The organism is Duganella sp. BJB476 (genome assembly GCF_003416895.1).
Classification (GTDB): Bacteria; Pseudomonadota; Gammaproteobacteria; order Burkholderiales; family Burkholderiaceae_D; genus Rugamonas.
This window is the reverse complement of sequence record NZ_QVIO01000001.1, coordinates 262,605-288,387: the sequence shown is the minus strand read 5'-3', so window position 1 is coordinate 288,387 and position 25,783 is coordinate 262,605. Positions and strand designations below refer to the sequence as shown.

26 protein-coding genes and 1 tRNA gene are annotated in these 25,783 nt (G+C 61.2%); all 27 read right to left on the bottom strand.

Annotated features, from left to right (window positions below):
- Window positions 1-28 precede the first annotated feature (28 nt).
- Complete coding sequence (locus tag D0T21_RS01240) at window positions 29-334, bottom strand: DUF2818 family protein (protein ID WP_116988047.1); 306 nt, start codon at window positions 332-334, stop codon at window positions 29-31.
- Entirely contained in the window at window positions 334-1,839 is a 1,506-nt protein-coding gene (gene nuoN, locus D0T21_RS01235) for an NADH-quinone oxidoreductase subunit NuoN (RefSeq protein WP_116988046.1), read from the bottom strand. Before nuoN ends, D0T21_RS01240 begins: the two co-directional genes overlap by 1 nt.
- A 16-nt stretch (window positions 1,840-1,855) precedes the next feature.
- Window positions 1,856-3,358 carry an NADH-quinone oxidoreductase subunit M gene (locus D0T21_RS01230; protein WP_116988045.1) on the bottom strand — a complete coding sequence of 501 codons (1,503 nt, stop codon included), beginning with the start codon at window positions 3,356-3,358 and terminating at the stop codon, window positions 1,856-1,858.
- Window positions 3,359-3,389: 31 nt separating this feature from the next.
- The gene (gene nuoL, locus D0T21_RS01225; protein ID WP_116988044.1) at window positions 3,390-5,480 is read right to left on the bottom strand and encodes an NADH-quinone oxidoreductase subunit L; all 2,091 of its coding nucleotides are present in this window, start codon (window positions 5,478-5,480) and stop codon (window positions 3,390-3,392) included.
- 48 nt (window positions 5,481-5,528) lie between these two features.
- Window positions 5,529-5,837, bottom strand: a complete 309-nt coding sequence (nuoK, locus tag D0T21_RS01220; RefSeq protein WP_008450334.1) for an NADH-quinone oxidoreductase subunit NuoK — start codon at window positions 5,835-5,837, stop codon at window positions 5,529-5,531.
- Window positions 5,834-6,472 (bottom strand): NADH-quinone oxidoreductase subunit J, encoded by a 639-nt coding sequence (locus D0T21_RS01215; protein WP_116988043.1) that lies wholly within the window; start codon window positions 6,470-6,472, stop codon window positions 5,834-5,836. The genes nuoK and D0T21_RS01215 overlap by 4 nt, the downstream gene beginning before the upstream one ends.
- A gap of 66 nt (window positions 6,473-6,538) precedes the next feature.
- Entirely contained in the window at window positions 6,539-7,027 is a 489-nt protein-coding gene (nuoI, locus tag D0T21_RS01210) for an NADH-quinone oxidoreductase subunit NuoI (protein ID WP_020702142.1), read from the bottom strand.
- Between the two features lie 12 nt (window positions 7,028-7,039).
- Window positions 7,040-8,125, bottom strand: a complete 1,086-nt coding sequence (gene nuoH / locus D0T21_RS01205; protein WP_116988042.1) for an NADH-quinone oxidoreductase subunit NuoH — start codon at window positions 8,123-8,125, stop codon at window positions 7,040-7,042.
- Window positions 8,125-10,446, bottom strand: coding sequence for an NADH-quinone oxidoreductase subunit NuoG (nuoG, locus tag D0T21_RS01200; protein WP_116988041.1), 2,322 nt, complete (start codon window positions 10,444-10,446; stop codon window positions 8,125-8,127). The genes nuoH and nuoG overlap by 1 nt, the downstream gene beginning before the upstream one ends.
- Before the next feature lie 22 nt (window positions 10,447-10,468).
- A complete protein-coding gene (gene nuoF, locus D0T21_RS01195) occupies window positions 10,469-11,764 on the bottom strand; it encodes an NADH-quinone oxidoreductase subunit NuoF (protein WP_008450345.1) in 1,296 nt (431 codons plus the stop codon).
- Window positions 11,761-12,240: an NADH-quinone oxidoreductase subunit NuoE gene (nuoE, locus tag D0T21_RS01190; RefSeq protein ID WP_116988040.1), complete on the bottom strand. Its 480-nt coding sequence runs from the start codon at window positions 12,238-12,240 to the stop codon at window positions 11,761-11,763. Before nuoE ends, nuoF begins: the two co-directional genes overlap by 4 nt.
- 9 nt (window positions 12,241-12,249) lie before the next feature.
- Entirely contained in the window at window positions 12,250-13,503 is a 1,254-nt protein-coding gene (locus D0T21_RS01185) for an NADH-quinone oxidoreductase subunit D (RefSeq protein WP_020702138.1), read from the bottom strand.
- 4 nt (window positions 13,504-13,507) lie between these two features.
- Window positions 13,508-14,098 carry an NADH-quinone oxidoreductase subunit C gene (locus D0T21_RS01180; RefSeq protein WP_116988039.1) on the bottom strand — a complete coding sequence of 197 codons (591 nt, stop codon included), beginning with the start codon at window positions 14,096-14,098 and terminating at the stop codon, window positions 13,508-13,510.
- 17 nt (window positions 14,099-14,115) lie between these two features.
- Window positions 14,116-14,592, bottom strand: a complete 477-nt coding sequence (locus tag D0T21_RS01175) for an NADH-quinone oxidoreductase subunit B family protein (protein WP_008450353.1) — start codon at window positions 14,590-14,592, stop codon at window positions 14,116-14,118.
- Window positions 14,593-14,595: 3 nt separating this feature from the next.
- The gene (locus D0T21_RS01170; protein ID WP_116988038.1) at window positions 14,596-14,955 is read right to left on the bottom strand and encodes an NADH-quinone oxidoreductase subunit A; all 360 of its coding nucleotides are present in this window, start codon (window positions 14,953-14,955) and stop codon (window positions 14,596-14,598) included.
- A 172-nt stretch (window positions 14,956-15,127) separates the two neighbouring features.
- Window positions 15,128-15,212, bottom strand: a tRNA-Leu gene (locus D0T21_RS01165).
- Between the two features lie 204 nt (window positions 15,213-15,416).
- Window positions 15,417-15,824, bottom strand: a complete 408-nt coding sequence (secG, locus tag D0T21_RS01160) for a preprotein translocase subunit SecG (RefSeq protein WP_116988037.1) — start codon at window positions 15,822-15,824, stop codon at window positions 15,417-15,419.
- 60 nt (window positions 15,825-15,884) lie between these two features.
- Window positions 15,885-16,631 carry a triose-phosphate isomerase gene (gene tpiA, locus D0T21_RS01155; RefSeq protein WP_116988036.1) on the bottom strand — a complete coding sequence of 249 codons (747 nt, stop codon included), beginning with the start codon at window positions 16,629-16,631 and terminating at the stop codon, window positions 15,885-15,887.
- 108 nt (window positions 16,632-16,739) lie between these two features.
- On the bottom strand, window positions 16,740-17,720 hold the full coding sequence (locus tag D0T21_RS01150; RefSeq protein WP_116988035.1) for an NAD(P)H-quinone oxidoreductase: 981 nt from the start codon (window positions 17,718-17,720) through the stop codon (window positions 16,740-16,742).
- 46 nt (window positions 17,721-17,766) lie between these two features.
- Window positions 17,767-18,375 (bottom strand): tetratricopeptide repeat protein, encoded by a 609-nt coding sequence (locus tag D0T21_RS01145; RefSeq protein ID WP_116988034.1) that lies wholly within the window; start codon window positions 18,373-18,375, stop codon window positions 17,767-17,769.
- A 20-nt stretch (window positions 18,376-18,395) separates the two neighbouring features.
- Window positions 18,396-19,163, bottom strand: coding sequence for a GIN domain-containing protein (locus D0T21_RS01140; protein WP_116988033.1), 768 nt, complete (start codon window positions 19,161-19,163; stop codon window positions 18,396-18,398).
- A 99-nt stretch (window positions 19,164-19,262) separates the two neighbouring features.
- Complete coding sequence (locus D0T21_RS01135; RefSeq protein WP_116988032.1) at window positions 19,263-19,463, bottom strand: hypothetical protein; 201 nt, start codon at window positions 19,461-19,463, stop codon at window positions 19,263-19,265.
- A 160-nt stretch (window positions 19,464-19,623) separates the two neighbouring features.
- The gene (locus D0T21_RS01130) at window positions 19,624-20,787 is read right to left on the bottom strand and encodes a glycosyl hydrolase family 18 protein (protein WP_116988031.1); all 1,164 of its coding nucleotides are present in this window, start codon (window positions 20,785-20,787) and stop codon (window positions 19,624-19,626) included.
- A 15-nt stretch (window positions 20,788-20,802) separates the two neighbouring features.
- On the bottom strand, window positions 20,803-21,915 hold the full coding sequence (locus D0T21_RS01125) for an acyltransferase family protein (RefSeq protein ID WP_116988030.1): 1,113 nt from the start codon (window positions 21,913-21,915) through the stop codon (window positions 20,803-20,805).
- Window positions 21,916-22,134: 219 nt separating this feature from the next.
- Window positions 22,135-23,598, bottom strand: a complete 1,464-nt coding sequence (locus D0T21_RS01120; protein WP_116988029.1) for an ATP-binding protein — start codon at window positions 23,596-23,598, stop codon at window positions 22,135-22,137.
- Window positions 23,591-24,298, bottom strand: a complete 708-nt coding sequence (locus D0T21_RS01115; RefSeq protein ID WP_116988028.1) for a response regulator — start codon at window positions 24,296-24,298, stop codon at window positions 23,591-23,593. The genes D0T21_RS01120 and D0T21_RS01115 overlap by 8 nt, the downstream gene beginning before the upstream one ends.
- Window positions 24,270-25,703, bottom strand: coding sequence for an ABC transporter substrate-binding protein (locus D0T21_RS01110; protein WP_116988027.1), 1,434 nt, complete (start codon window positions 25,701-25,703; stop codon window positions 24,270-24,272). The genes D0T21_RS01115 and D0T21_RS01110 overlap by 29 nt, the downstream gene beginning before the upstream one ends.
- Between the last annotated feature and the right edge of the window lie 80 nt (window positions 25,704-25,783).

Sequence of the window (25,783 nt, the reverse complement as noted above, 5' to 3'; positions counted from 1 at the left end):
TTCCACGTCGTTGAAGAACGATAGTGTATCAGCCGTGGCGCTTGCGCAGGTAGCGGACGATGAATCCAGGGAAGCCCAGGACGATGAAGATGCAGGCGGAGATGGCATAAAACTCCCAAGTCTGCGGGAAGCGGTTGCCGATCTGCGCTTCGAGGGCGAAGCCGATGGCGCCAACGACAAAGTACAGCACCGCCATTTCCGCCAGCCGCACGAACAGCGGCTTGCGGGGCCACTTGGTGGCCACCAGTGCGAATACTTTGTCGTTGAAAAACGGCAGGTTGGCGGCCACCAGTGCAGCGGCGATCACCAACCAGCTGGCGACGGAAACATCCATCAGGTGTTCAGCGTCAGGGTGATGGCTTTCAGGCAGGCCGCCAGCAGCGGGCCTGGCAGCAGGCCCAGTGCGATGATGGCGATGCCGTTCAGGCTCAGGGCGAAGCTCATGTCGCCCTTGACCACGATCGGTGCATTGTCGGTCGGCTCATCGAACCACATCATCTTGACCACGCGCAGGTAGTAGAACGCGCCGATCAGCGAGAACATCACCGCCAGCACGGTCAGCCAGATCTGGCCGGTGCCCAGCACTGCGGTCAGCACCGAGAACTTGGCGGCAAAGCCCATCATCGGTGGCACGCCGGCCAGCGAGAACAGCAGGATCGACATCACAGCCGCGAACCAGCCGTTACGCTTGCTCAGGCCTTTGAAGTCGGCCAGGTTTTCCGCTTCGAAGCCGGCGCGCGACAACAGCATCAACACGCCGAAGCTGCCGATGGTGGTCAGCACGTAGGTGATGGTGTAGTACATCGCGGCGCTGTAGGCAGCGGCGGCGCCGGTACGGTCGGTGGTGCCGGCAACGCCAGCGAGCAGGCCAAGCAGCACGAAGCCCATTTGCGCGATGGTGGAGTAAGCCAGCATGCGCTTCAAGTTGGTCTGTGCGATCGCGGTCAGGTTACCGATGGCCAGCGACATTACCGCCAGCACCATCAACATCTGCTGCCAATCGACTGCCATCGGCAGCAGGCCTTCCACCAGCAGGCGGATGCAGATGGCGAAGGTGGCGATCTTCGGTGCGCCGCCCAGCAGCAGGGTCACTGCGGTTGGCGAACCTTCATACACGTCCGGTACCCACATGTGGAACGGTACTGCGCCCAGCTTGAACGCCAGGCCGGCGACCAGGAACACCAGGCCGAAGACCAGGATGGTCGGCTTGATGGTGCCGGCTGCGACAGCGGTTGCCACTTTGGCGATGTCCAGCGTGCCGGTCGCGCCGTACAGCATCGAGATGCCATACAACAGGAAACCGGAGGCCAGCGCGCCCAGGATGAAGTACTTCATCGCGGCTTCGGTGGCTTTGTGGTTGTCGCGGCGGATCGCCACCAGCGCGTACAGCGACAGCGACATCAGTTCCACGCCCAGGTACACGGACAGGAAGTTGGAGCCGGAGATCATGACCATCTGGCCCAGCGTGGCGAACAGCGCCAGCACGTAGAACTCGCCGCCCAGGTTACCGCTCAACATGCCGCGGTCGTCCGCGTATTGACGCGAGTAGACCAGGGTCAGGCCGACGGCCAGGTAGGTGAACAGCTTGAGCAGGTTCGACATCGGGTCGGACACGAACATGCCGTTGAAGGTGTAGACCGTGGTGCCGGCCGCGTAGTCGTGGTAGCTCAGGGCGCCGCAGATCAGCAGCGTCAGCAGCGACAGCACGTAGGTCACCGAGCGCTTACCCTGCGACAGGAACATATCGATCAACAGGATCGCGCAGGCGCCGACCAGCAGGGTGATCTCTGCGTACAGCGGCACCATGTCGATAACTGCTTGTGGAAGTGGAGTAGTCATTTATGTGTTTCCGTTTTCAGTAAGGCAGCTTGCTGTGTGCAACGTGAGCCAGCAGGTCTGCAACCGAGGTTTGCATCGTGTCGGTGAATGGCGCTGGGTACAGGCCCATGAACAGCACGGCGACAGCCAGAATGCCCAGCATCAGGAATTCGCGGCCGTTGACGTCGACCAGTTCAGCCACATGGTGGTTGGCGACCTTGCCGAAGATGACGCGCTTGGCCATCCACAGCGAGTAGGCTGCGCCCAGGATCAGCGCGGTCGCGGCCAGCAGGCCGATCCAGAAGTTGTACTGGGTGGCGCCCAGGATCACCATGAACTCGCCGACGAAGCCGGAAGTCGCTGGCAGACCGCAGTTGGCCATCGAGAAGAAGATGAACAGCGCGGCGAACTTCGGCATCTTGTTGACGACACCACCGTAGTCGGCGATCTGGCGCGAGTGCGCCTGGTCGTACAGTACGCCGATACACAGGAACATCGCGCCGGAGATGAAGCCGTGCGAGATCATTTGTGCGATGGCGCCCTGCACACCGATGTTATTGAAGATGAAGAAGCCCAGGGTGACGAAGCCCATGTGCGCGATCGACGAATAGGCGACCAGTTTTTTCATGTCTTTCTGTACCAGCGCGACCAGGCCGATGTAGATCACGGCGATCAGCGACAGGGTGATGACGAACGGCGCCATGTAGTGCGATGCATCCGGCACGATAGGCAGCGAGAAACGCAGGAAGCCATAAGCGCCCAGCTTCAGCATGATCGCGGCCAGCACGGCGGAACCGCCGGTAGGCGCTTCCACGTGGACGTCAGGCAGCCAGGTGTGGACCGGGAACATCGGAACTTTGACGGCGAAGGCCATGAAGAAGGCGATGAAGATGAAGATCTGCTCTTTCATCGTCAGGGCGATCTTGTGCCACATCAGGATGTCGAAGCTGCCGCCCGATACCTTGTACAGGTAGATGATGGCGACCAGCGTCAGCAGCGAACCGAAGAAGGTGTACAGGAAGAACTTGAACGACGCATACACGCGGTTATCGCCGCCCCAGATACCGATGATGATGTACATCGGGATCAGCGTGGCTTCGAAGAAGAAGTAGAACAGCAGGCCGTCCATGGCGCAGAACACGCCGATCATCAGGCCGGACAGGATCAGGAAGGCGCCCATGTACTGAGCGACGCGCTTCTGGATCACCTGCCAGGCCGAGATCACGACGATCACGGTGATGAAGGCGGTCAGCGGCACGAACCACAGCGACAGGCCGTCGATGCCCAGCGAGTAGTAGATGTTGAAGCGCTCGATCCACGGCGACTTCTCGACGAACTGCATGCCGTGGGCCGCGTTGTTGAAGTGGACGATCAGCGGCAGCGTGGCGATGAAGCTGATGATGGAAGCGATCAGCGTACCAACGCGGACCAGGCCGGCATTGGAGTCACGGCCCAGGGCCAGCACGATCAGGCCGAACAGGATCGGGAGCCAGATCGCCAGGCTCAGGAACGGAGGATAGGATGTAATTGACTGCATCATGGTTATCGTTATCTCTTTGCGTATCAGCTAATTAAGCGTGCCAAAACGGCAGGAAGTAGACCAGGAACCCCAGAATGCCGAGGATCATGACGAACGCATAGTGGTAGATGTAACCAGTCTGCGCCAGGCGGGTCAGCGACGAGAACCAAGCCACTACTTTGGCGCTGCCGTTGACCAGCAAGCCGTCGATCAGGGTCTTGTCGCCGATGTTCCACAGGCCATTGCCCAGCATGCGCGCGCCGCCGGCGAATACGACCTCGTTGAACTTGTCCATGTAGTACTTGTTCTCCAGCAGCGTGTGCAGGAACTTGAACTTGGCGTAGAACCAGGCCGGTACGCGTGGATTGATCATGTAGCAGTAGTACGCCGATGCGACACCGGAGATGGCCAGCCACAGCGGCAGCGAGGTCAGCGAGTGCATCGCCATTGCCATCGGGCCGTGGAATTCGTGCGTCAGCTCTTCCATCGCAGGATGGTTTTCACCGAAGGCGATCACGCCTTTGAAGAAGTCGCCGAACAGCATAGGACCGATGGTCAGGTAGCCGATGATGACCGAAGGGATGGCCAGCATCGCAAGCGGGAACCAGACCACGAATGGCGATTCATGCGGCTTCTGACCTGGTGCCAGGCCGTGGTGACCGTGATCTTCCTCTTCATCGTGGCCATGGTCGTCGTGACCGTGGCCGTCGTCGTGGGCAGCTGCAGCCGGAGCATGATGATGGTCGTCATGTGCATGAGCCTTGCCGAAACGCTCTTCCCCGTGGAACACCAGGAAGTACATACGGAACGAGTAGAACGCGGTCACGAACACGCCAGCCAGCACGGCGAAGTTAGCGAAGCCTGCGCCCCAGATATGGGTCGCAGCGACGGCTTCGATGATCGAATCCTTCGAGTAGAAGCCCGAGAAGAACGGCGTGCCGATCAGCGCCAGGGAACCCAGCAAGGAAGTGATCCAGGTGATAGGCATGTACTTGCGCAGGCCGCCCATGTTGCGGATGTCCTGGTCGTGGTGCATGCCGATGATGACCGAACCGGCGCCCAGGAACAGCAGCGCTTTGAAGAATGCGTGGGTCATCAGGTGGAACACAGCCACCGAGTAAGCGGACGAACCCAGTGCCACGGTCATGTAGCCCAGCTGCGACAGGGTCGAGTAAGCGACTACGCGCTTGATGTCGTTCTGGATGATGCCCAGGAAGCCCATGAACAGCGCGGTGATCGAACCGATGACCAGGATGAACGACAGTGCGGTGTCCGACAGTTCGAACAGCGGCGACATGCGAGTCACCATGAAGATACCGGCGGTAACCATGGTCGCGGCGTGGATCAGTGCCGAGATCGGGGTTGGGCCTTCCATCGAGTCAGGCAGCCAGACGTGCAGCGGGAACTGCGCCGACTTGCCCATCGCGCCGATGAACAGGCAGATACAGGCTACGGTCAGCAGCGCCCAGTCGGTGCCCGGCAGGGTCATCGCCATCAGCTGTTCCTTCTTGTGGAACACTTCCTGATAGTCCATCGAACCGGCGTAGGCCAGCAGCAGGCCGATACCCAGGATGAAACCGAAGTCGCCGACGCGGTTGACCAGGAAAGCCTTCATGTTGGCCACGATCGCCGTTGGGCGGGTGTACCAGAAACCGATCAGCAGGTAGGAAACCAGGCCCACCGCTTCCCAACCGAAGAACAGCTGCAGGAAGTTGTTCGCCATGACCAGCATCAGCATCGAGAACGTGAACAGCGAGATGTAGGCGAAGAAGCGATTGTAGCCTTCGTCTTCCGCCATGTAGCCGATGGTGTAGATGTGCACCATCAGCGACACGAAGGTCACCACGCACATCATCATCGCCGACAGCGCGTCGATCTGGAAGCCGACTTCCAGCTTCAGGCCGGCCACGGTCATCCAGTTGTAGACGGTGCCGTTGTAGTAGGCGCCGTTGACCACATCGTTCAGCGTCAGCGCCGACAGGATGAAGGCAACCAGCACGCCCAGGATGGTCGCAGTGTGCGAGGTCTTGCGACCTACGACATTGCCGAAGAATTTAGTTCCTAACAAGCCCGCAATCGCGGCGCCGGCCAGCGGCGCCAAGGGTACGGCTAGCAGGAGATTAGGGTTAAGAGTAACCGCCATGATGAACCTTAATCGTTATTTTTCGAGGTTTGAACTTTAGCCACGGGATCAACCCTTCAGGCTATCCAGGTCTTCAACGTTGATGGTGTCCAGGTTACGGAACATCACCACCAGGATCGCGAGGCCGATTGCCGATTCAGCAGCCGCCACGGTCAAGATGAAGAACACAAAGATCTGCCCGGCCGCATCGCCCAGGTAGTGCGAGAACGCGATGAAGTTCATGTTCACTGCCAGCAGCATCAATTCGATGGCCATCAGCAGAACGATGATGTTCTTGCGGTTCAGGAAAATACCAACGATCGAGATCGCGAACAGTATCGCGCCGAGAACGAGGTAGTGAGCGAGCGATAAAGTCATGGTGCCTCCTTAACTTCTGCCGACCCTGCCGCATCTTGGCCGCGCGTGGTGACCGGTGCGATCTTGACGATCTTCAGGCGGTCGTTACGCTTGACGCGCACTGCGTCAGCCGGGTCGAAATGTTTGGTGTCCTTGCGCTTGCGCAGGGTCAGCGCCACGGCGGCGATGATCGCAACCAGCAGGATGACGCCGGCGATCTCAAAGCCGTAGATGTATTTGGTGTAGATCTGGATACCCAGTTCCTTGGTGCCGCCGATATTGCCGGCGTTGACCGCCTGCTGATCGAACGACAGGAAGGAGCGCCACAGCACAGCGGCCATTTCCAGCACGATGATGACGCCGACGAAGGACGCCAGCGGCAAGTAGCCCCAGAAGCCTTCGCGCATCTTGTCCGTATCGATGTCGAGCATCATGACCACGAACAGGAACAGCACCATGACGGCGCCTACGTAGACCAGAACCAGCACGATGGCGAGGAACTCAGCCTCCAGCAGCATCCAGATGCCGGCAGCCGAGAAGAACGCCAGCACCAGGAACAGTGCGGCGTGGACCGGATTGCGGGCCGTGATAACGCGCGTCGCAGCCAATATCATGATGGCTGAGAAGGCGTAGAACAAAGCAGTTTTAAATTCCATAACTAACCCAAGAGACGTACATTATTGATCGACACGCTGATGCCGGCCCGAAGGCCGGCTTTTATATCAGCGGTAAGGAGCGTCCGCTGCGCGGGCTGCGGCGATCTCGTTTTCGTAACGATCGCCAACGGCCAGCAGCATCTCTTTCGTGTAGTACAGATCGCCGCGTTTCTCGCCGTGGTATTCCAGCACGTGCGTTTCAACGATCGAATCAACCGGGCACGACTCTTCGCAGAAACCGCAGAAGATGCACTTGGTCAGATCGATGTCGTAACGCGTGGTGCGGCGCGAACCATCGTCGCGCTGCTCGGATTCGATGGTGATCGCCATCGCCGGGCACACTGCTTCGCACAGTTTGCAGGCGATGCAGCGCTCTTCACCATTCGGATAGCGGCGCAGTGCGTGCAGGCCGCGGAAGCGTGGCGACATAGGCGTCTTCTCTTCCGGGTACTGCACGGTGATCTTGCGCGAGAACATATACTTGCCCGTCAGCGCCATCCCTTTGATCAATTCGGTCAGCATGAAGCTGCCGATAAAGTCTTTTAAACGTTCCATTTTTTCCAGTCCTTACTTCCAGATATTCCAGGATGTCTGCATCCAGCCGGCCACGAACACCAGGTACACCAGCGTCAGAGGGATAAACACTTTCCAGCCCAGACGCATGATCTGGTCATAACGGTAGCGTGGGAAAGTACCGCGCACCCAGATGAAGACGGACACCAGGAAGAACGCCTTGGCGAACAACCAGAAGAAGCCGCCGAAACCGCCCCAGAATTCGAGGAAGGCAAACGGTGCGGACCAGCCGCCCAGGAACATGATCGAACCCAGGGTCGCGATCAAAATCATGTTGGCGTATTCGGCCAGCATGAACATGGCGTAGGCCATGCCCGAGTACTCGACCATGTGGCCGGCAACGATCTCGGACTCGCCCTCGACCACGTCGAACGGGTGACGGTTGCACTCCGCCAGGCCCGAGGTCAGGTAGACCACGAACAGCGGCAGCAGCGGCAGCCAGTTCCACGACAGGATGTTCAGGCCGTGCTCGGCGAACATGCCCTTCTGCTGGCCGGCGACGATGTCGCCGAAGTTCAGCGAACCGGACACCATCAGCACGACCACCAGTACGAAGCCCATCGGGATTTCGTAGGAGATCATCTGTGCCGAGGCGCGCATTGCGCCCATGAACGAGTACTTCGAGTTCGAAGCCCAGCCGGCGATGATGATGCCGTAGACTTCCATCGAGGTGATCGCCATCAGCAGCAGCAGGCCGGCGTTGACGTTGGCCAGTACGGCTTCGGCGCCGAACGGCACCACCGCCCATGCGGCCAGCGCCGGCATGATGGTCATGATAGGACCGATCACGAACAGGCCGCGGTTGGCCTTGGCCGGGGTGATGATCTCTTTGAACAGCAGCTTGAGCGCATCGGCGATCGGCTGCAGCAGGCCCATCGGACCAACGCGGTTAGGACCGACGCGGATCTGGATCCAGCCGATGAACTTACGTTCCCACAGCGTCAGATAGGCAACCAGGCCCATCAGTGGCAGCAGCACGACGATGACGCGGATCAGCGCCCAGATCAGCGGCCAGGCCGGAGCCAGCACGCTGTTGGCGCCCATGGCGTTAAGTGTTGTGACGAATTCAGGCAGAGCCATTATTTACCCTCCCCTGCTTTTTCAACGGTGATGGAACCGAACATGCCGCCCAGTGCAGCGGTCGACGCGTGAGCGGCGGCGACGCGGACTGCGTTGGCAGGCAGTTTGGCATCAACAGCGGCGACCAGGATCGCGCTGCCGGAACCTTGCGTGACCTTGACCTTGTCGCCGGCGGCGACACCCAGCTGCTGCGCCAGAGCGGTCGACAGGTGCGCTTTAGGCGCAGCCGCATCGGCCATCTTCTGCAGCGACTCGGCGCGGCGCACTACGGCGTCGGCGAAGTAGATAGGCACGTCCGCAATACGTTCCGTACCGGTGGAAGCAGCGGAAGCGGCGACCAGTGCTTGTTTCGTTACGTTGTTCAGCTTGGCCGACAGGTCGGTCACGCCGGCGCCCAGCACTTCGTCGCGAATCGCTTCGGACGTGTCGTAGTCGAAACCGGACAGGCCGAGGATGTTACCCAGCACGCGCAGGACTTTCCACGCAGGGCGGGTTTCCAGCAGCGGCTTGACGGTGCCGTTGAAGCTTTGCGCGCGGCCTTCGCAGTTGACGAAGGTGCCCGAGGTTTCGCTGAATGGCGATACCGGCAGCAGCACGTCGGCGTAATCCATGCCGTGCTTGTAGGCCGACATGACGACGACCATCTCCGCGTGTTTCAGTGCGGCGGCGGCGGCTTGCGGGTTGTGTGCGTCCAGCTCAGGCTCGGCGTTCAGCAGCACGTAGGCTTGCTTCTGCTCGGAGAACGCTGGAGCCTTGGCGCCGTTGGCGTTGACCAGGTAAGCGCCAACGGTGTTGGCGGCTTCGGTCAGGTAACCCAGCTTGGCGCCGGTTTGTTCGGCGATCCATTGTGCGGCGGCGTGCAGCGCGGCGGCCTGTGGGTGCTGCGTTGCCGCGTTACCCAGGAAGACGGCCTTGTTCTCGCCGGAGATCAGCGAAGCGGCGATCGCGTTGGCGACGTCGGAAGCTTGTACGCCTTCGAAGCCGGCAGGAGCCGCAACTTCTTTGGCTTTAGCCACGGCCACGACAACTTGCGACAGCGCCGACAACCACTCCGACGGAGCCACGATCATCTTGTTAGCGATGTTCATCAGCTGGTCGTCGTCGCTTGCGTGCAGGATGGACAGCTTGGCGCCGCCCTTCACTGCCGTGCGCAGGCGGGTAGCCAGCAGCGGGTGATCCTTGCGCAGGAACGAGCCGATGACGAAGGCGCGGTTCAGCTGACCGAACTCGGTGATCGACATGCCCAACCAAGGGGTCACATCGCTCAGCGAGAAGTCGCTGTGACGCAGGCGCGTATCGACGCTGTCCGAGCCCATGGCGCGGGTCAGCTTTTGCAGCAGGTGCAGTTCTTCCAGCGTCGAGTGCGGCGTGGCCAGTGCGGCCAGCGCGTTGGCGCCGTGTTCGTGCTTGATGTTCTTCAGGCCGTGTGCGACATATTCCAGCGCGGTCTGCCAATCGACTTCTTTCCACTCGCCGCCCTGCTTCAGCATAGGCTGGGTCAGGCGGTCGGCGGCTTCCAGGCCTTCGTACGAGAAGCGGTCCTTGTCGGAAATCCAGCACTCGTTGACGGCGTCGTTTTCCAGCGGCAGTACGCGCTTGACCTTGCCGGCTTTAACCTGAACGATCAGGTTGGCGCCCAGGCCGTCGTGCGGCGATACCGATTTGCGGCGCGACAGTTCCCACGAACGGGCGCTGTAGCGGAACGGCTTCGACGTCAGTGCGCCTACCGGGCACAGGTCGATCATGTTGCCGGACATTTCAGAGTTGACGGTCTGGCCGACGAACGCGGTGATTTCCGAGTGTTCGCCGCGGCCGATCATGCCCAGTTCCATCACGCCGGCCACTTCCTGGCCAAAGCGTACGCAACGGGTGCACTGGATGCAGCGCGCCATCTCCTGCATGGAGACCAGCGGGCCGGCATCTTTCGGCACGACGACGCGCTTGTCTTCTTCGTAGCGCGATTCGCCCTTGCCGTAGCCGACTGCCAAGTCTTGCAACTGGCACTCGCCGCCCTGATCGCAGATCGGGCAGTCCAGCGGGTGGTTAATCAACAGGAATTCCATCACGGACTTCTGTGCCTGTACGGCCTTGTCCGAAGCGGAGCGCACAATCATGCCTGCCGAGACCGGCGTTGCGCATGCTGGCAAAGGCTTAGGCGCCTTTTCCACTTCGACGAGGCACATACGGCAGTTCGCAGCGATCGACAATTTCTTGTGATAGCAGAAGTGCGGAATGTAGGTTCCCAATTTGTTGGCGGCGTCCATCACCATGCTACCAGCAGGGACTTCGACTTTTTTGCCGTCTATTTCGATTTCAACCATGGTGATCGTTACCTGACGCAGCTTAGATGTAAGCGGGCACTAAGCAATGCTTGTGCTCGACGTGATATTCAAATTCTTCGCGGAATTGCTTGATGAACGCGCGCATCGGCATCGCCGCGGCATCGCCCAGCGCGCAAATGGTGCGGCCCTGGATGTTGTCGCAGATCGAGTTCAGCACGTCCAGATCCGAAGGACGTCCCTGGCCGTTTTCGATGCGGTGAATCATGCGGTACATCCAACCCGTACCTTCACGGCATGGGGTGCATTGGCCGCACGACTCTTCAAAGTAGAAGTAAGCCAGACGCTCCATTGCCTTGACCATGCAACGCGTTTCATCCATGACGATGACGGCGCCCGAACCGAGCATCGAGCCAGCTTTGGCGATCGAGTCGTAGTCCAGGTCGGTGTTCATCATCAGTTCGCCGCGGATCACCGGAGCGGACGAACCGCCAGGGATCACAGCCTTGATCTTTTTGCCGCCGCGCATGCCGCCTGCCAATTCCAGCAGTTTGGCGAACGGGGTACCCAGTGGCACCTCGTAGTTGCCCGGCAGTTCAACGTCGCCCGAGATCGAGAAGATCTTCGAACCGCCGTTGTTCGGACGTCCCATGCCCAGGTACTTTTCAGGACCCATGTTCAGGATGAACGGAACAGCCGCGAAGGTCTCGGTGTTGTTGATGGTGGTCGGCTTGCCGTACAGGCCGAACGACGCAGGGAAAGGCGGCTTGAAGCGCGGTTGGCCTTTTTTGCCTTCCAGCGATTCCAGCAGCGCGGTTTCTTCGCCGCAGATGTAGGCGCCATAGCCATGGTGCGCGTGCAGCTGGAAGCTGAACTCGCTGCCCATGATCTTGTCGCCCAGGAAGCCGGCGGCGCGCGCCTCTTCCAGTGCATCTTCAAACTGGGTGTAGACCTCGAAGATCTCGCCGTGGATGTAGTTGTAGCCTACCGTAATCCCCATGGCGTAGGCGCCAATGGCCATGCCCTCGATCAGCGCATGCGGGTTGTAGCGCATGATGTCGCGGTCCTTGAAAGTGCCCGGCTCGCCCTCATCTGAGTTGCATACCAGGTACTTCTGGCCCGGGAACTGACGCGGCATGAAGCTCCACTTCAGGCCGGTAGGGAAGCCCGCGCCGCCACGGCCGCGCAACGACGACGCTTTCAGGTCGGCGATGATTTGTTCCGGGGTGATCTTTTCTTCGAGGATCTTGCGCAGGGCGCTGTAGCCGCCGCGTTTGACGTAATCTTCCAGGTGCCAGTTCTTGCCGTCGAGGCCGGCGAGAATGACTGGGTCGATGTGACGATTGTGGAGTGACGTCATTTCTTCAATTCCTCCACCAGGGTGTCGATCTTGTCATTGGACATGAAGCTGCACATGCGCTGATCGTTCACCAGCATCACCGGTGCGTCGCCGCAGGCGCCCATGCACTCGCCTTCCACCAGCGTGAAAGCGCCGTCGTCCGTGGTGCCACGGAAGTCGATGCCCAGCTTTTCTTTCAGGTGGTTGGCCGCGCGCACGCCGCCCGACAAGGCGCATGGCAGGTTGGTGCACACGGAAATCTTGTGCTTGCCGACCGGCTTCAGGTTGTACATATTGTAGAAAGTCGCGACTTCCTGCACGGCGATGGCCGGCATGCGGATGTAGTCGGCCAACTCGGCCATCACGTCCGACGAGATCCAGCCCAGTTCAACCTGGGCGTGGGCCAGCGAGGCCATCACGGCCGACTGACGCTGTTCGGCCGGATACTTGGCCAACTCGCGGTCGATTTTTTTGTAGCACTGCTCTGATAACAACATACTTTTTCCTTAGCGGTCGATACTGCCGAACACGATATCTTGCGTACCGATGATGGTCACGGCGTCGGCAATCATGTGGCCGCGCGCCATTTCATCCAGCGATTGCAAGTGCGCGTAATCGGGAGCGCGCAGCTTCATGCGGTATGGCTTGTTGGCGCCATCGGAAATCAGATAGATGCCGAACTCGCCCTTCGGATGCTCCACCGCGCTGTACGCTTCGCCCGGCGGCACGTGGAAGCCCTCGGTGAACAGCTTGAAGTGGTGAATCAGCGATTCCATATTGGTCTTCATGTCGACGCGGCCCGGAGGCGCCACCTTGCGGTTGTCGGTCATGACCGGACCCGGATTGTTGCGCAGCCATTCCACGCACTGCTTGATGATCTTGTTCGACTGGCGCAGTTCTTCCACGCGCACCAGGTAGCGGTCGTAGCAGTCGCCGTTGGTGCCGATCGGCACGTCGAAGTCCATCAGGTCGTACACTTCGTACGGCTGGTGCTTGCGCAGATCCCATTCGATGCCCGAACCGCGCAGCATGGCGCCGGTGAAGCCCATGGCCAGCGCATCTTCCGGCGCCACCACGCCGATGCCGACGGTACGCTGTTTCCAGATACGGTTGTCGGTCAGCAGGGTTTCGTATTCGTCGACGTAGGTCGGGAAACGGCCGGTGAACGCTTCGATGAAGTCCAGCAGCGAACCCTGGCGATGTTCGTTCAGGCCGGCGACGGCCTTGGCCGAGCGGATGATCGACGGCTTGTGCTGCGGCATCGCGTCCGGCAGGTCGCGATAGACGCCACCCGGACGGTAGTAGGCCGCGTGCATGCGCGCGCCCGACACCGCTTCGTAGCAGTCGAACAGGTCTTCGCGGTCGCGGAAGCAGTACAGGAACGGCCCCATGGCGCCGACGTCCAGCGCGTGCGCGCCCAGCCACATCAGGTGGTTCAGGATGCGGGTGATCTCGTCGAACATCACGCGGATGTATTGCGCGCGCAGCGGCACTTCCAGGCCCAGCAGCTTCTCGATGGCCATCACGTAGGCGTGCTCGTTGCACATCATCGAGACGTAGTCGAGGCGGTCCATGTATGGCACGGACTGCAGGTAGGTCTTCTGCTCCGCCAGCTTCTCGGTGCCGCGGTGCAGCAGGCCGATGTGCGGATCGGCACGCTGGATGACTTCGCCGTCCAGCTCCAGCACCAGGCGCAGCACGCCGTGCGCGGCCGGGTGTTGCGGACCGAAGTTCAGGGTGTAGTTCTTAATTTCTGCCATGTTCTTACTTCCCGTAGTTTTCTTCGCGGATCACGCGAGGCACGTTTTCACGCGGCTCGATGGTGACCGGCTGGTAGATCACGCGCTTCTGCTCGGGGTCGTAACGCATTTCGACATAGCCCGACACCGGGAAGTCCTTGCGGAACGGATGGCCGATGAAACCGTAGTCGGTCAGGATGCGGCGCAGGTCGTTGTGACCTTCGAACAGGATGCCGAACATGTCGAACGCTTCGCGCTCGTACCAGTTGACGGCGCGCCACAGCGGAATCAGCGACGGCAGCAGCGGCATCTCGTCGTCGGCGCAGAATGCGCGCACGCGCACGCGCCAGTTGTGCTTCACCGACAGCAGATGGACGACCACTGCGAATCGCAGGCCGTCCCAGGCGCCTTCACCGTAGTTCAGGTAGTCGACACCGGCCAGGTCGATCATCTGATCGAAGCCCAGCGACTTGTCGTCGCGCAGCGTTTGCATCACGCCGTAGTAGTCGGCGGCTTTCACGACCAGCGTGATTTCGCCCAACGCCACGGTAGTGGAAACGCGATCGCCCAAGGCAGTGCCGAGGGCGGTTTGCAGTTGTTCTAAATGTGTAGTCATATTCTGAAGCGACCCCGTTAGCGTGCGATCGTGTTGGTGCGCTTGATCTTGTTTTGCAGCTGCATGATGCCGTACAGCAGAGCCTCAGCCGTCGGCGGACAGCCCGGCACATAGACGTCCACAGGCACGATGCGGTCGCAACCGCGCACCACGGAGTAGGAGTAGTGATAGTAGCCGCCGCCGTTGGCGCAAGAGCCCATCGAGATGACCCAGCGCGGTTCCGGCATCTGGTCGTAGACCTTGCGCAGCGCGGGAGCCATCTTGTTGCACAGCGTGCCGGCCACGATCATCACGTCGGACTGACGTGGCGATGGACGGAACACGACGCCAAAGCGGTCCATGTCGTAACGGGCTGCGCCCACGTGCATCATTTCAACCGCACAGCATGCCAGACCGAACGTCATCGGGAACATCGAACCCGTGCGCGCCCAGTTGATCAGCTTGTCGGCCGAGGTGGTGATGAAACCTTCGTTTAATACGCCTTCAATAGCCATGGCTTATTCCCAATCAAGGGCACCTTTCTTCCAGATATACCAAAAACCGACGACGAATTCAGCGATGAAGCTCATCATCACCAGGAATCCGTTCCAGCCCAGTTCGCGCATGGATACGCCCCACGGGAAGAAGAATGCCGTTTCCAGATCGAACAAAATAAAGAGGATTGCGACGAGGTAGTAACGCACGTCGAATTTCATGCGCGCGTCTTCGAACGCTTCGAAGCCGCATTCATACGGGGAGAGCTTGGCCGCATCTGGCTTGTTAGGCCCAAGGATGTGGCCCAGAACTTGGGGAGCGATGCCTACGCCGAGACCGACGAGGATGAACAACAGGACGGGGAGATAATTTTCGAGGTTCACGATTGATGAGCTTATATTGAACGGTCGGTTAAAAGGACACACTGCGGTGCTCTGCGGTGCTCTTAACGTTCGTCCCAATCGTAAAACTGCTTAGACCAGGATCGAACGACACATCCTCGTAAAAAAGCCAGCTCAGGTACACTTCGGTGCTCCCTTGCTGGCCTTATATTTCTGGTGCCGACGACGAGACTCGAACTCGTACAGCTTGCGCCACTACCCCCTCAAGATAGCGTGTCTACCAATTTCACCACGTCGGCGTAAGGCCGCTATTCTACTGTGTTTTCACGCGGTTGTTAATCCGTATTGCGCCAAAACAAGAAGAAAAACGATAAATCTTTGCTTCTTTTCACTCTGAATTGTTTTTCTAGCTTGCAACGCTAATGTACTGCCAAAACAATGAGCAAACAACTTAAAAAGTTGCTAAGGGACCTGCTGAACTTCACAACTAGTTCATTATTATATTACTTTGGGATCGATGCTGCAGGACCCGTCGCTGCCGGAGCGGCTGGTGCTGCTGCAGGCGCTGCCGCTGGTGCGGTAGGGATCGCTGCCGCGCCGGTCGCTGGTGCCGGAGCTGGCGCCGCTGGCAGGGCCTTGTCCATCACACCACCGCTGACAGCGCCGCTGCCGTGCTGGGTCGAGATGTAGGACAGGGCCAGCGTGGCGCTGAAGAAGATCGCGGCGGCAACGCCGGTCGACTTGGACATGAAGTTCGACGAACCGGTCGCGCCGAACAGGCTGCCCGAAGCGCCCGAACCGAAGGCCGCGCCCATATCGGCGCCTTTACCATGCTGCAGCAATACCAGGCCAATAATGCTAATTGCGGAAATGACCTGCACTACGATAACCAGATTGAACAAGGAGTTCATGTTATTCCATTCAAAAATAAGAGATTTGTATCGTTTTGTTTCTACAGCTGATTTTATGCACTACACGGCTTGGATAATCCCGAGGAAATCCACCGCCTTTAATGCGGCGCCGCCTATCAGGCCGCCGTCGATGTCCGGCTGGGCCATCAATTCTTTTGCATTGTCCGGCTTCATGCTGCCGCCGTACAGGATCTGCACACCGGCCGCGACCGGCGCATTCTTTTGCGCCATGCGCGCGCGCAGGAAGGCATGCGCATCCTGGGCGATTTGCGGCGTCGCGGTCTTGCCGGTGCCGATCGCCCAGACCGGCTCGTAAGCCACAACAATCTTTGCCAGGTCGTCGGCGCCGATCGCATCCAGCACCGCCTGCAACTGTCCGCAGATGACCGCTTCGGTCTCCCCTGCTTCGCGCTGCTCCAGCGTTTCGCCCACGCACACCACCGGCGTCAGGCCGGCAGCCAGCGCCGCGACGGTCTTCTGCGCCACCAGTTCGCTGCTTTCCTTGTGGTAGGCGCGGCGCTCGGAGTGGCCGCACAACACATAACGGGAACCGAAATCGACCAGCATGCCGGCCGAGACTTCACCCGTGTAGGCGCCGCTGGCGTGGACCGATACATCCTGACCGCCCCAGGCGAGCGGGCTGTCTTGCAGTTCAGCCTGGCACTGAGCCAGGTAGGGGGCCGGCACGCACACGGCGCAATCGGCGCCAAAGTCGTTCAGGCCGGCCAATATCCCGGACAACAGAGCCGTATTGCCGGCGTGGTTGCCGTTCATTTTCCAGTTGCCGATGACGAGTTTGCGACGCATAGTAGCCTAAAATTCAATAACCCGCTATTTTAAGCTAGGCTGGTAGCCCGGTCAAACCAGCGGGCTCCGGCCGAGCCCGCGAATGGTGAAAATGCTACGATTTTTCGTTTAAATCACCTGCAACATGATCTTACCGACATGATTGCTGGTCTCCATCAGCGCATGCGCGGCGGCGGCCTGCTCCAACGGGAACACTTCGTAGATCACCGGCTTGAGCTTTTTGGCCGCCATCAGCGGCCATACCTTGTCCAGCAGCTGCTTGGCGATCGCGCCCTTGAAGGCGGCCGAGCGCGGCCGCAGCGTCGAGCCGGTGATGGTCAGCCGGCGGCGCAGCACCTGCCCCAGGTCCACCGTGGCCTTGCCGCCGCCCAGCGTGGCGATCAGCGCGATGCGGCCGTCGTCGGCCAGGCAGGAGATTTCGCGCGGCAGGTAGTCGCCGCCCACCATGTCGAGGATGACGTCGGCGCCGCGGTCATTGGTCAGCGATTTGACGATGACGGCGAAATCCTCGGTCTTGTAGTTGATGCCGCGCTCGGCGCCCAACTGCATGCAGGCGGCCACCTTGTCGTCGCTGCCGGCGGTGGCGAACACGCGGTGGCCCAGCGCGCTGGCCAGCTGGATCGCCGTCACGCCGATGCCCGAGCTGCCGCCCTGCACCAGCAAGGTCTCGCCGGCGCCCAGATGGGCGCGGTCGAATACATTGCTCCAGACGGTGAAATAGTTTTCGGGAATGGTGGCCGCTTCCAGCATGCTCCAGCCCTTGGGGATGGGCAACACCTGCTCCAGCGGCGCCACCACGTATTCGGCATAGCCGCCGCCCTGCACCAGTGCGCAGACTTTGTCGCCGATATCGAAGGTGGTGTAGTCGAGATCGCCGTCGACGATCTCGCCGGCCACTTCCAGGCCCGGCAGGTCGGAAGCGCCGGCAGGCGGCGCATAGTTGCCCATGCGCTGGAACACGTCGGGACGGTTGACGCCGGCCGCGTGGACCTTGATCAGCACCTCGCCTCCTTTGACGACCGGCATCGGCCGCTCGCACAGTTTCAGGACGTCGGCAGGGCCGGGATGGGTGATTTCAATCGCGCGCATGGCTCGCCCTCTCATGATGAAAGGGCGATTGTACGACAGCCGCCGATTAGCCGCCGCCGGTGCGCGATTGCTTGGGCAGCGGCGTATTCGGTTTCCACGATGCCGACAGCGCCTGCCCTTCCTCGATCTGCTCCGGCGTCATGCTCTTGACCACGGCCGAACGCTGCTCGGCCGCGTTCATCGAGCCATTGGCCGCCGCCAGGTTCCACAGCATGTAGGCGATCACGTTATCCTGCGGCATGCCGGCCATGTGATAGCGGTACATCAGCCCCAGCGCCTGCTGCGCGTCCGGATGACCCTGCTCGGCCGCCTTGCGGAACCAGGTGACCGCCTGCTTGTGGTCCTGGATCACCGCGTTGCCGGTGTAGTACATGGCGCCGACCACATACTGCGCGTCGGCCTTGCCTTGCAGCGCGGCCTTGCGATGCCACTCCAGCGCCTGCTTGTAATCCTGTGTGACGCCGCGACCCATGTAATACATCAAGCCCAGCAGGTGCTGGGCGTCCGGGTTGCCGGCCTTGGCCAGCGGCGAGATCTCTTTCAAGGCCGCCGCGTAGTTCTTGTTGTTGTAGGCGGTAGCGCCTTCGGCGAATCCGGCCATCGCAGCCTGTTGCAGGCCTAGTGCGAGACCGATCGCTAGTATGAATTTTTTCATGTCGCGTAGGTGTGTATGTTTTACTTCCAACTTACCTTGCCCAGGCCGTCAACGCTCACGTTGCGGTTCAGGGGCTTGCCATAGACAGTGACCGATCCAAGGCCGCTCAAGTTCAATGTCGCATTGGTCTTGGCGTTGACGGTGGCGTTGCCCAGGCCGCTGAGCTCGACGTTGACCGAGTCGGCCTGGAACTGCTGCGCATTCAACCCGCCCAATCCGCCCAAGGTCGCCTTCAACAGCTTGCTGTGGCCGCCGAGGGTGATGTAGCCGGCGCCGCGCAAATCCAGTTCCACGCTCTCGTTTTCGCTGACCCACAGATGCATGCTGCCGACGCCGCCCAGGTTGGCCTTCAGGACCTTGTAGTCACAGACCACTTTCATCGTGCCGGCGCCATCCATCGTCAATTCCAGTTCATCGCCGCTGAAGCCGCTGATCTCGGTCGAGCCCACACCCTCCGACACCACTTCCCGCAACATCGGCAGCACCAGCTCGGCGCGGGTGGAGGAGCGGCCGATCTTCAAGCCGCGGCCCTCGGTCTCCAGGTGCAATGTGTCGCCGGTGGCCGACGCCGTCACCTTTTCCATGGTGCGCTTGTCCGCATACAACGTCAACGAAGGCGTGGCGCCCTGGCGCAGCTTGAGGTCGAGTACGCCATCGAGCTTGACGCGCACCACACGGGCGTCGAGCGGGATCACGCGCTTCTCGGTAGCCTCGTCGGCAGCTTGGGCGCGGCCAAACAGCGCACAGAAAGCGGCTAACAGCAGGCCAAATTGGAAAAGCTTGTTCATTGTGGGGTTCCTCTGGTGTTGTTCTTAGGTGCTGCGAACGGCTAATGTAGCAGTGCACTAAGCTTTCTAGCAATCTTTGCAGTACGACCAATTGTCAAATTACGACAGGCTGGCTTTTTCCACTGCGGTCAGGCGCTTGGCCTTGATTACTACAACTTGCATCGGAGCCTTAGCGGCGGCGACCTGGATCGCCGGTTGCAGGGCGACGGTTGCCTGGGCGGCGGCGCTGGCGTAGGCAGAGGCGCCCAGCAGTACGGCGGCGACGACGAAGATGGCTTCCATGTTTTTGGCGATGTTCATTTTGCTCTCCTTGAATGCGTTTCGGTATGTGATCACTATAGCCATCACTTGCTAAACGATCATGCGGATTGCGACGAACTGCACAAATGGGGGACTGGGCGACAGAAAACCGGGAATAAGGCAGAGATGCGCAGCGGCGGACGCCGCTGCGCGAGGGGGATTACTGGTTCAAGCCGGCGTTGACGGCGGCCCAGAAGCTGGCGTCTTCCATGCCGAAGGCGTAGATCGAGGTGCCGGCCAGGCCGTAGGCGCTGACCAGGGAGGTCTTCAGGGTCACGCTCTTGGCGTTCTCGTTCCACACCGTGTGCTTTTTGCCGCCGGCGGTGTAGTTGAAGCTGATGGCGTTGACGTTGTTGTCGTACTTGGGCGTGACGCCGTACTTGGTCAGCAGCGCAGGCACGTTGCGCCAGTACAGCTGGCTGCCGTCACCTTCCGAGATCCAGTCATAGCCGTAGGCCGGGATGCCGTTCAACACCTTGGCCGCCGGCGCCTTGCTGGTGGCGTAGTCGAGCGCGTTCTCCATCCAGTCGGAACCGGCCACCGGCCCCGACGCCCACGACGGGATGGTTTCGTCATAGGTCATCACCTGGACGTAGTCGGCCGCCTGGCCCAGCGCTTGCAGGTCGAAGGCCAGGTTGTGAATGTCGTTTTCGTCGGTGAAGGAGAAGGCAGGCACCGTCATGATCAGCTTCATGCCCTGCGCATGCAGGGCCGTCGCCAGCGCGGCGGCGAAGTCGCTCAGGTTCTTGCGGTCGGCCTGGTCCACCGCTTCGAAATCGATGTTGATGCCGGCGAAGCCGTTGGTCTTGGCGAAGCTGACCAGGTTGGCCACCGAGGCCGCGCGCCTGGCGCCGGTGACCGCGTGCGACACCGCCGGATCCCAGCCATCGGGCGAGGTATCCGAAACGTTGGAGATGCAGCCGTAGATGGCGATGCCCTTGGACTTGAGGAAGGCGATGGCGCTGGTCGGCGTCGGATCGCCGTTGCCGACCACGGCGCCGGCGCTGGTGATGCTCCAGAAATCGATGGCCACCGCGTTGACGTTGGCGTAGTACTTGGTCAGCGAACTGTAGTTGTTGGTGTAGCCCGAATAGTAGGCCAGCACCATCTTGCCGTTGGCCAGCGCCTTGCTCGCTGGCGCGCCGCCCTGCACTACGCGCTCGCTGCCGGCATCGGCCGGCGTCTCCGCCGACGTCGCGGCACGCGCAGCCGCCAGGTTGCCCATGCGCGCCATGGCGCGTGGCGATTGCTGCGCGGCTGGTTCCGAGCCGCCGCACCCGGCCAGCGCCGCCGCGATGCAAACCGATATCAATAATTTTTTCATTACGTAGTTCTCCAGTCAGAGTTTGATGTAGATTTTTTTCCGATCCAGCACGTAGCCAACCAACCAGCAGCCCAGCATGTACACCACAGCCCACAGCAGCGTTCCATTGCGGGCGCCGGCCCACGGCTGGAACAGGTTCAGGTAAATCCAGTCGAAAATATTCAGGTCGCCGATCTTGAACAGGAAGAAGGTGGACGCCACCACTTCGCTGAACAGGTAGATGAACAGCGTGTTGCGGCCGAAGACTTCGAAGAAGTAAGTCCAGCCACGCTTGCCCAACATGTCGATCACGTACAGCAGCAGCGACAGCGTGAACAGGTCGATGGCGATGGTCATCAGCGTGTAGGAACTGGTCCACAGCTTTTTATTGAGCGGGAATACACTGCTCCAGCACAGCGCCAGTACCGCCAGTACAGCGGCGGACATGGTCAGCTTGGCGATGGTTTCGTAGCCGGCGCCCAGGCGGCGCACCAGGCGCCCTGCGAAGTAACCGGCCAGCACGTTGACGATGGACGGCAGCGTGCTCAATATCCCTTCCGGATCGAAGGCGATGCCCTCGCCGTGGTACATATGCGCTTCGCCCAGCACCAGCAGATCCAGCTTGCGCTGCGCGTTACCGGCCAGCGTGTAGTCGCCTAACCAGTACATGACGGCCCAGTAGCCCAGCAAGGCCAGCACCGCGAACACGATGGCGCCCTTCTCCTTCCAGTAATGCAGGATCAGCGAGCCGGCGCAGTAGCCCAGCGCGATCCGTTGCAGCACGCCGAAGATGCGGGTGCCGGACAGCGGCAGCATCGCCAGCGAACCGCTCTCGGTGCTGAAGAAGGGATACCAGTACATCAGGAAGCCACACAGGAAGATCAGCGCGGTGCGGGTGAAGATCTTCTTCAGCACCGCCGCCTCGCCCATGCCCTCGTACTTCTCCAGCGTGAAGCTGAGCGCCGTGCCGACCACGAACATAAAGGTCGGGAACACCAGGTCGGTCAACGTCAGGCCGTGCCATTCGGCGTGCAGGAAAGGTGCATAGGTGGTGGCCGGCGTGCCCGGCATGTTCACCATGATCATCAGCGCGACCGTCAGGCCGCGCAGCACATCGATGGCTTGCGAGCGTTGATGCTGTGTCTTCATTGATGGTCGACTTTCAGTGTGTGTTGGGTTGTTGCAAACGTTAGCATCATCGCCAGCGTCCGGCGAATGGCGATAAGGCATTGATTTCATTAACTAATTACCGACATTGCTTACAGTTCCTTACGCGTGCCGACGCGCCCTGTGCGGCGGCGCGTCCGCCGCTGCAACAAAACTTCACAGAGCCTTACAAAATGTATTGCGCGGCTGTTGCTTTGGCGCTCAAGCGGAGGCAGGCAAGCGGATGGTGGCGTTCAAGCCGCCCTCGGGATGGTTTTCCAGCAGCAGCTGGCCGCCGTGGGCTTCGATCACGCTGCGGGCGATGCCCAGCCCCAGTCCCATGCCGGCGTCGTTCTGCTCACGGCCGTGGGCCAGCCGCACGTAGGGATCGAACAGGCTGGCGAAGGCATCCTCCGGCACGCCCGGTCCGTGATCGCGCACGGCAATCGCCACCGCGCCCGGCTCGGAGCTGACGCTGATCTCGGCGCGGTCGCCGTAGTACAAGGCGTTGTCCAGCAGGTTGCCAATGGCGCGCTTCAAGGCCAACGGCTTGGCGCGCACGGTGATGCCGCTGTCGCGATAACCCACCTCGTGCCCAGCCAGCCGCGCGCTGCGCACCAGGCGTCCCAGCAACGCGTCGAGCTTGACCTCGGCCGGGTTCTCGTGGATGTCGCTGTCCTTCACGCATTGCAGCGCGCCTTTGACCATCATGTCCAGTTCATCAAGGTCTTCTTCGAACTCGTTGCGCAGCGCTTCATCGTCCAACAGTTCGGAACGCAGCTTGAGCCGCGTGATCGGCGTGCGCAGGTCGTGCGAGATCGAAATGAACAGCCTCTCACGGTCCTCGATGTAGCGCTGGATGCGTTCGCGCATGGCGCTGAAGGCGCGCGCGGTGTTGATGAACTCACGGCTGCCCGTCTCCGGCAGCGGCGGCGCGCGGTCGTCCTGGCCCTGGCCGAAAGCGGCGGCGGCATCGGACAAGGCGGCCAGAGGCCGCGTGATCCAGCGCACCACCAGCAGGCAAAGCAGCAGCACCACGGCCAGCGACAGGCCTTGCAGCGCCAGGCGGTCCCACGCCAGCGGATCGTTACTGCTCAAGAAGTACGGGTTGGGCATCAGCGCCGCCATGTACAGCCAGTTGCCCGGCTCGATCTCGGTCTGGATCACCAGTATCGGCGCGGGGTCCGGCTGGATCAGCAGGATGTGCTGGACCCAGGCGTCCGGCAGGTCGCTCAAACGGACGCCGTCTTCCGACACCACCAACTGGTCCGGCCAGGCGAAGGCCAGGCGGAAGCTGGGCGAATGCGGCAAGTCGCTTTTCAACGTGGCGCCCACCGTCGCCAGCACGCTGCTGGCCAGCGGATGTTCGGCGATCTGCTGGACCGGCACATAAGCGTGATTGAGGTTGACGAAGAAGCGCGTGCCGCCCATCTCGCGCAGCTGCTGGATCAGTAGCAAACGGTAATTCGCCGGCAGGCTGCGGAAGAAGCGGATCGCACCGGAAGCGCCGTGCGCCATGTACTGCGACGCCGACTGCGCCTCCACCTGCGCCTTGGCGCGCAGCTGGCTGGCCCAGATCACGCTGGCGGCCAGCTGCGTCACCAGCAGGCCGGCAGCCATCACCAGCATCAATCGACCCAGCAGCGACTGCGGCCAGATCCTGCGCAGCCGTTCCAGCCTACGCATGCGAGACGCTGACATCGGCCGAGAACACGTAGCCGGCGCCACGCACGGTCTTGATCAAGGCCGGCTGCTTGCCGTCGTCGTTGAGGCGCAGGCGCAAGCGGCTGATCTGCACGTCGAGCGAGCGGTCCAGCGGGCCGGCGTCGCGGCCGCGGGTTTCCTCGCACAACACGCTGCGGTCCAGGATCACGCCCGGATGCTCGACAAAGTACTTCAGCAGCTGGAAGTCCAGTCCTGTCAGCGCGACGACGGCGCCGGCGCTATCGAGCACCTTGCGCTCCATCAGGTCCAGCGTGAAACCGACGAAGCGGTAGTAGCGCGCCGACGGCGTCTCCAGCGCGGTACGGCGCAGGATGGCCTTGATGCGGGCCAGCAGCTCGCGCGGGCTGTATGGCTTGGCGATGTAGTCGTCCGCACCCAGCTCCAGGCCAACGATGCGGTCGGTCTCGTCGGAGCTGGCCGTCAGCATGATGATGGGGACATTCGAGCGCTGGCGCACCTGCTTGCACAGCGCGAAGCCGTCGGTATCGGGCAGCATCACGTCCAGAATCACCAGCGACAGCTGCTCGGAATGGGTGTGCAGCTCGGCCAGAAAGCTCTCGCCGTTGTGCGACAGGATTACCTCGTACTGGTTTTTCTCCAGGTAGGTCTTGAGCAGGACGCGGGTCTTTTGGTCATCGTCTACGATCAGTATCTTGCGCACCGGGTGCTCCTTGGCTTCTGAGGTTAAACAGTCGGAACAACGCGCCCAGGCGACGTTGCGCCTCGGCGGGCGTGGCCCTGTCGTCTAGAAAATATCGGTGGATTTCGGCGATGATGGCGTCGCGGCTGGCTTCGTCCGTGGCCATGCGGTGCACCAGGCTAGGCGCCTGCACAGCGGCACCCTGGGCGAAGGTGGTCCAGGAGGCACGCGCGCAGCTGTCCATTTTGGACGGGTCGGCGTCACGCCGCACCGGCACCGCGCCCTTCAGCGCGTTGAATTCCGCCTGCACCGTCGGCGACACCAGCAGGCGCGCCATCTTTTCCTGCGATGCCATGTGGCGATAGTCGCCGGCGAACATGGTCAGCGTGTCGACGCTGTACAGGTGGTACTTGGCGGTGCCAGGCGCGGTGCCGCAGGCGTAGTCCTCATCCAGCGTCATGCCGCGTTCGGCCAGCTCCGGCTTGGCCCAGTCGCCCATGATCATCATCGCGGCTTCGCGACGCGCGAACTGGCGCACAACTTCCGGCCACGGGCGCTCATCAAGCTGGCCGCTGATCCAACTCTTGACGACGCGCAGCCGTTCCAGCGCTTCGGCGGTGCGACGGTCGGCGGCGGCGACCGGATTGCGGCGCACGAACAGCTCGCGGTAGAACTCAGGGCCGCTTTCGGCCAGCACCAGGTTTTCGAACAGCGCGGCCACCTGCCAGGATTCGCTGCTCTGCGCCAGCGGCATGATGCCGGCGGCCTTGAACTTGAGCGCGACGTTCTGGAATTCCTCCCACGTCTGCGGCGGCGACACTTTCAGCTGGGCGAACAGCGCGCGGTTGTAGTACAGCGTATTGACGCGATGGATGCCGAGCGGCGCTGCCACCACATGTTTGCGATGCTGGATCAGGGTTTGGATGGTGGGGAACAGGAAGCCGTTCCAGTTGCCGGCGCTGGCGACGTTGTCGATTTCCAGCAGCAGGCCCAGTTCCGCCCATTCGGCGACGGAGACACCGATGATCTGCGTGACTTCCGGCGCATCGCCGGCCAGCACGCGGCTCTTCAGCACCTTGCCGGCGCCCAGGCCCGCGCCGCCTGGTATGGCGGCATCCTTCCATTCGAGGCCTTCGTCGGCCATGCGCGTGGCCAGCACATTGGCCGCCTTGCGCTCGCTGCTGGAAGTCCACCAATGCAGTACCTGTAGTGTATTGAGGGAAGTGGCCGGCGCGCCGGCGCCCGCTGCGGTGGGCTGCGGCTGTTGCGAGGCATAAGCCATGGACAGCCCGCCGCAATTGAAAACGCAGGCGGCGGCCAGCAGGCCGAAGGTCCACGCCCGGCCAGGCGGTGTGCGACGGGCGGTCGAACGAAAGCGCAACCAGGCTAACCTCGGCAAGGCTACTTTTTCTATCGACGCAATCACTCGTTATCCCGAACAAAACAGTGCCATGATTATAACGGAGAAGATCGCCGCCGGGATCAATTGGTATGCTTCGCGTGCGC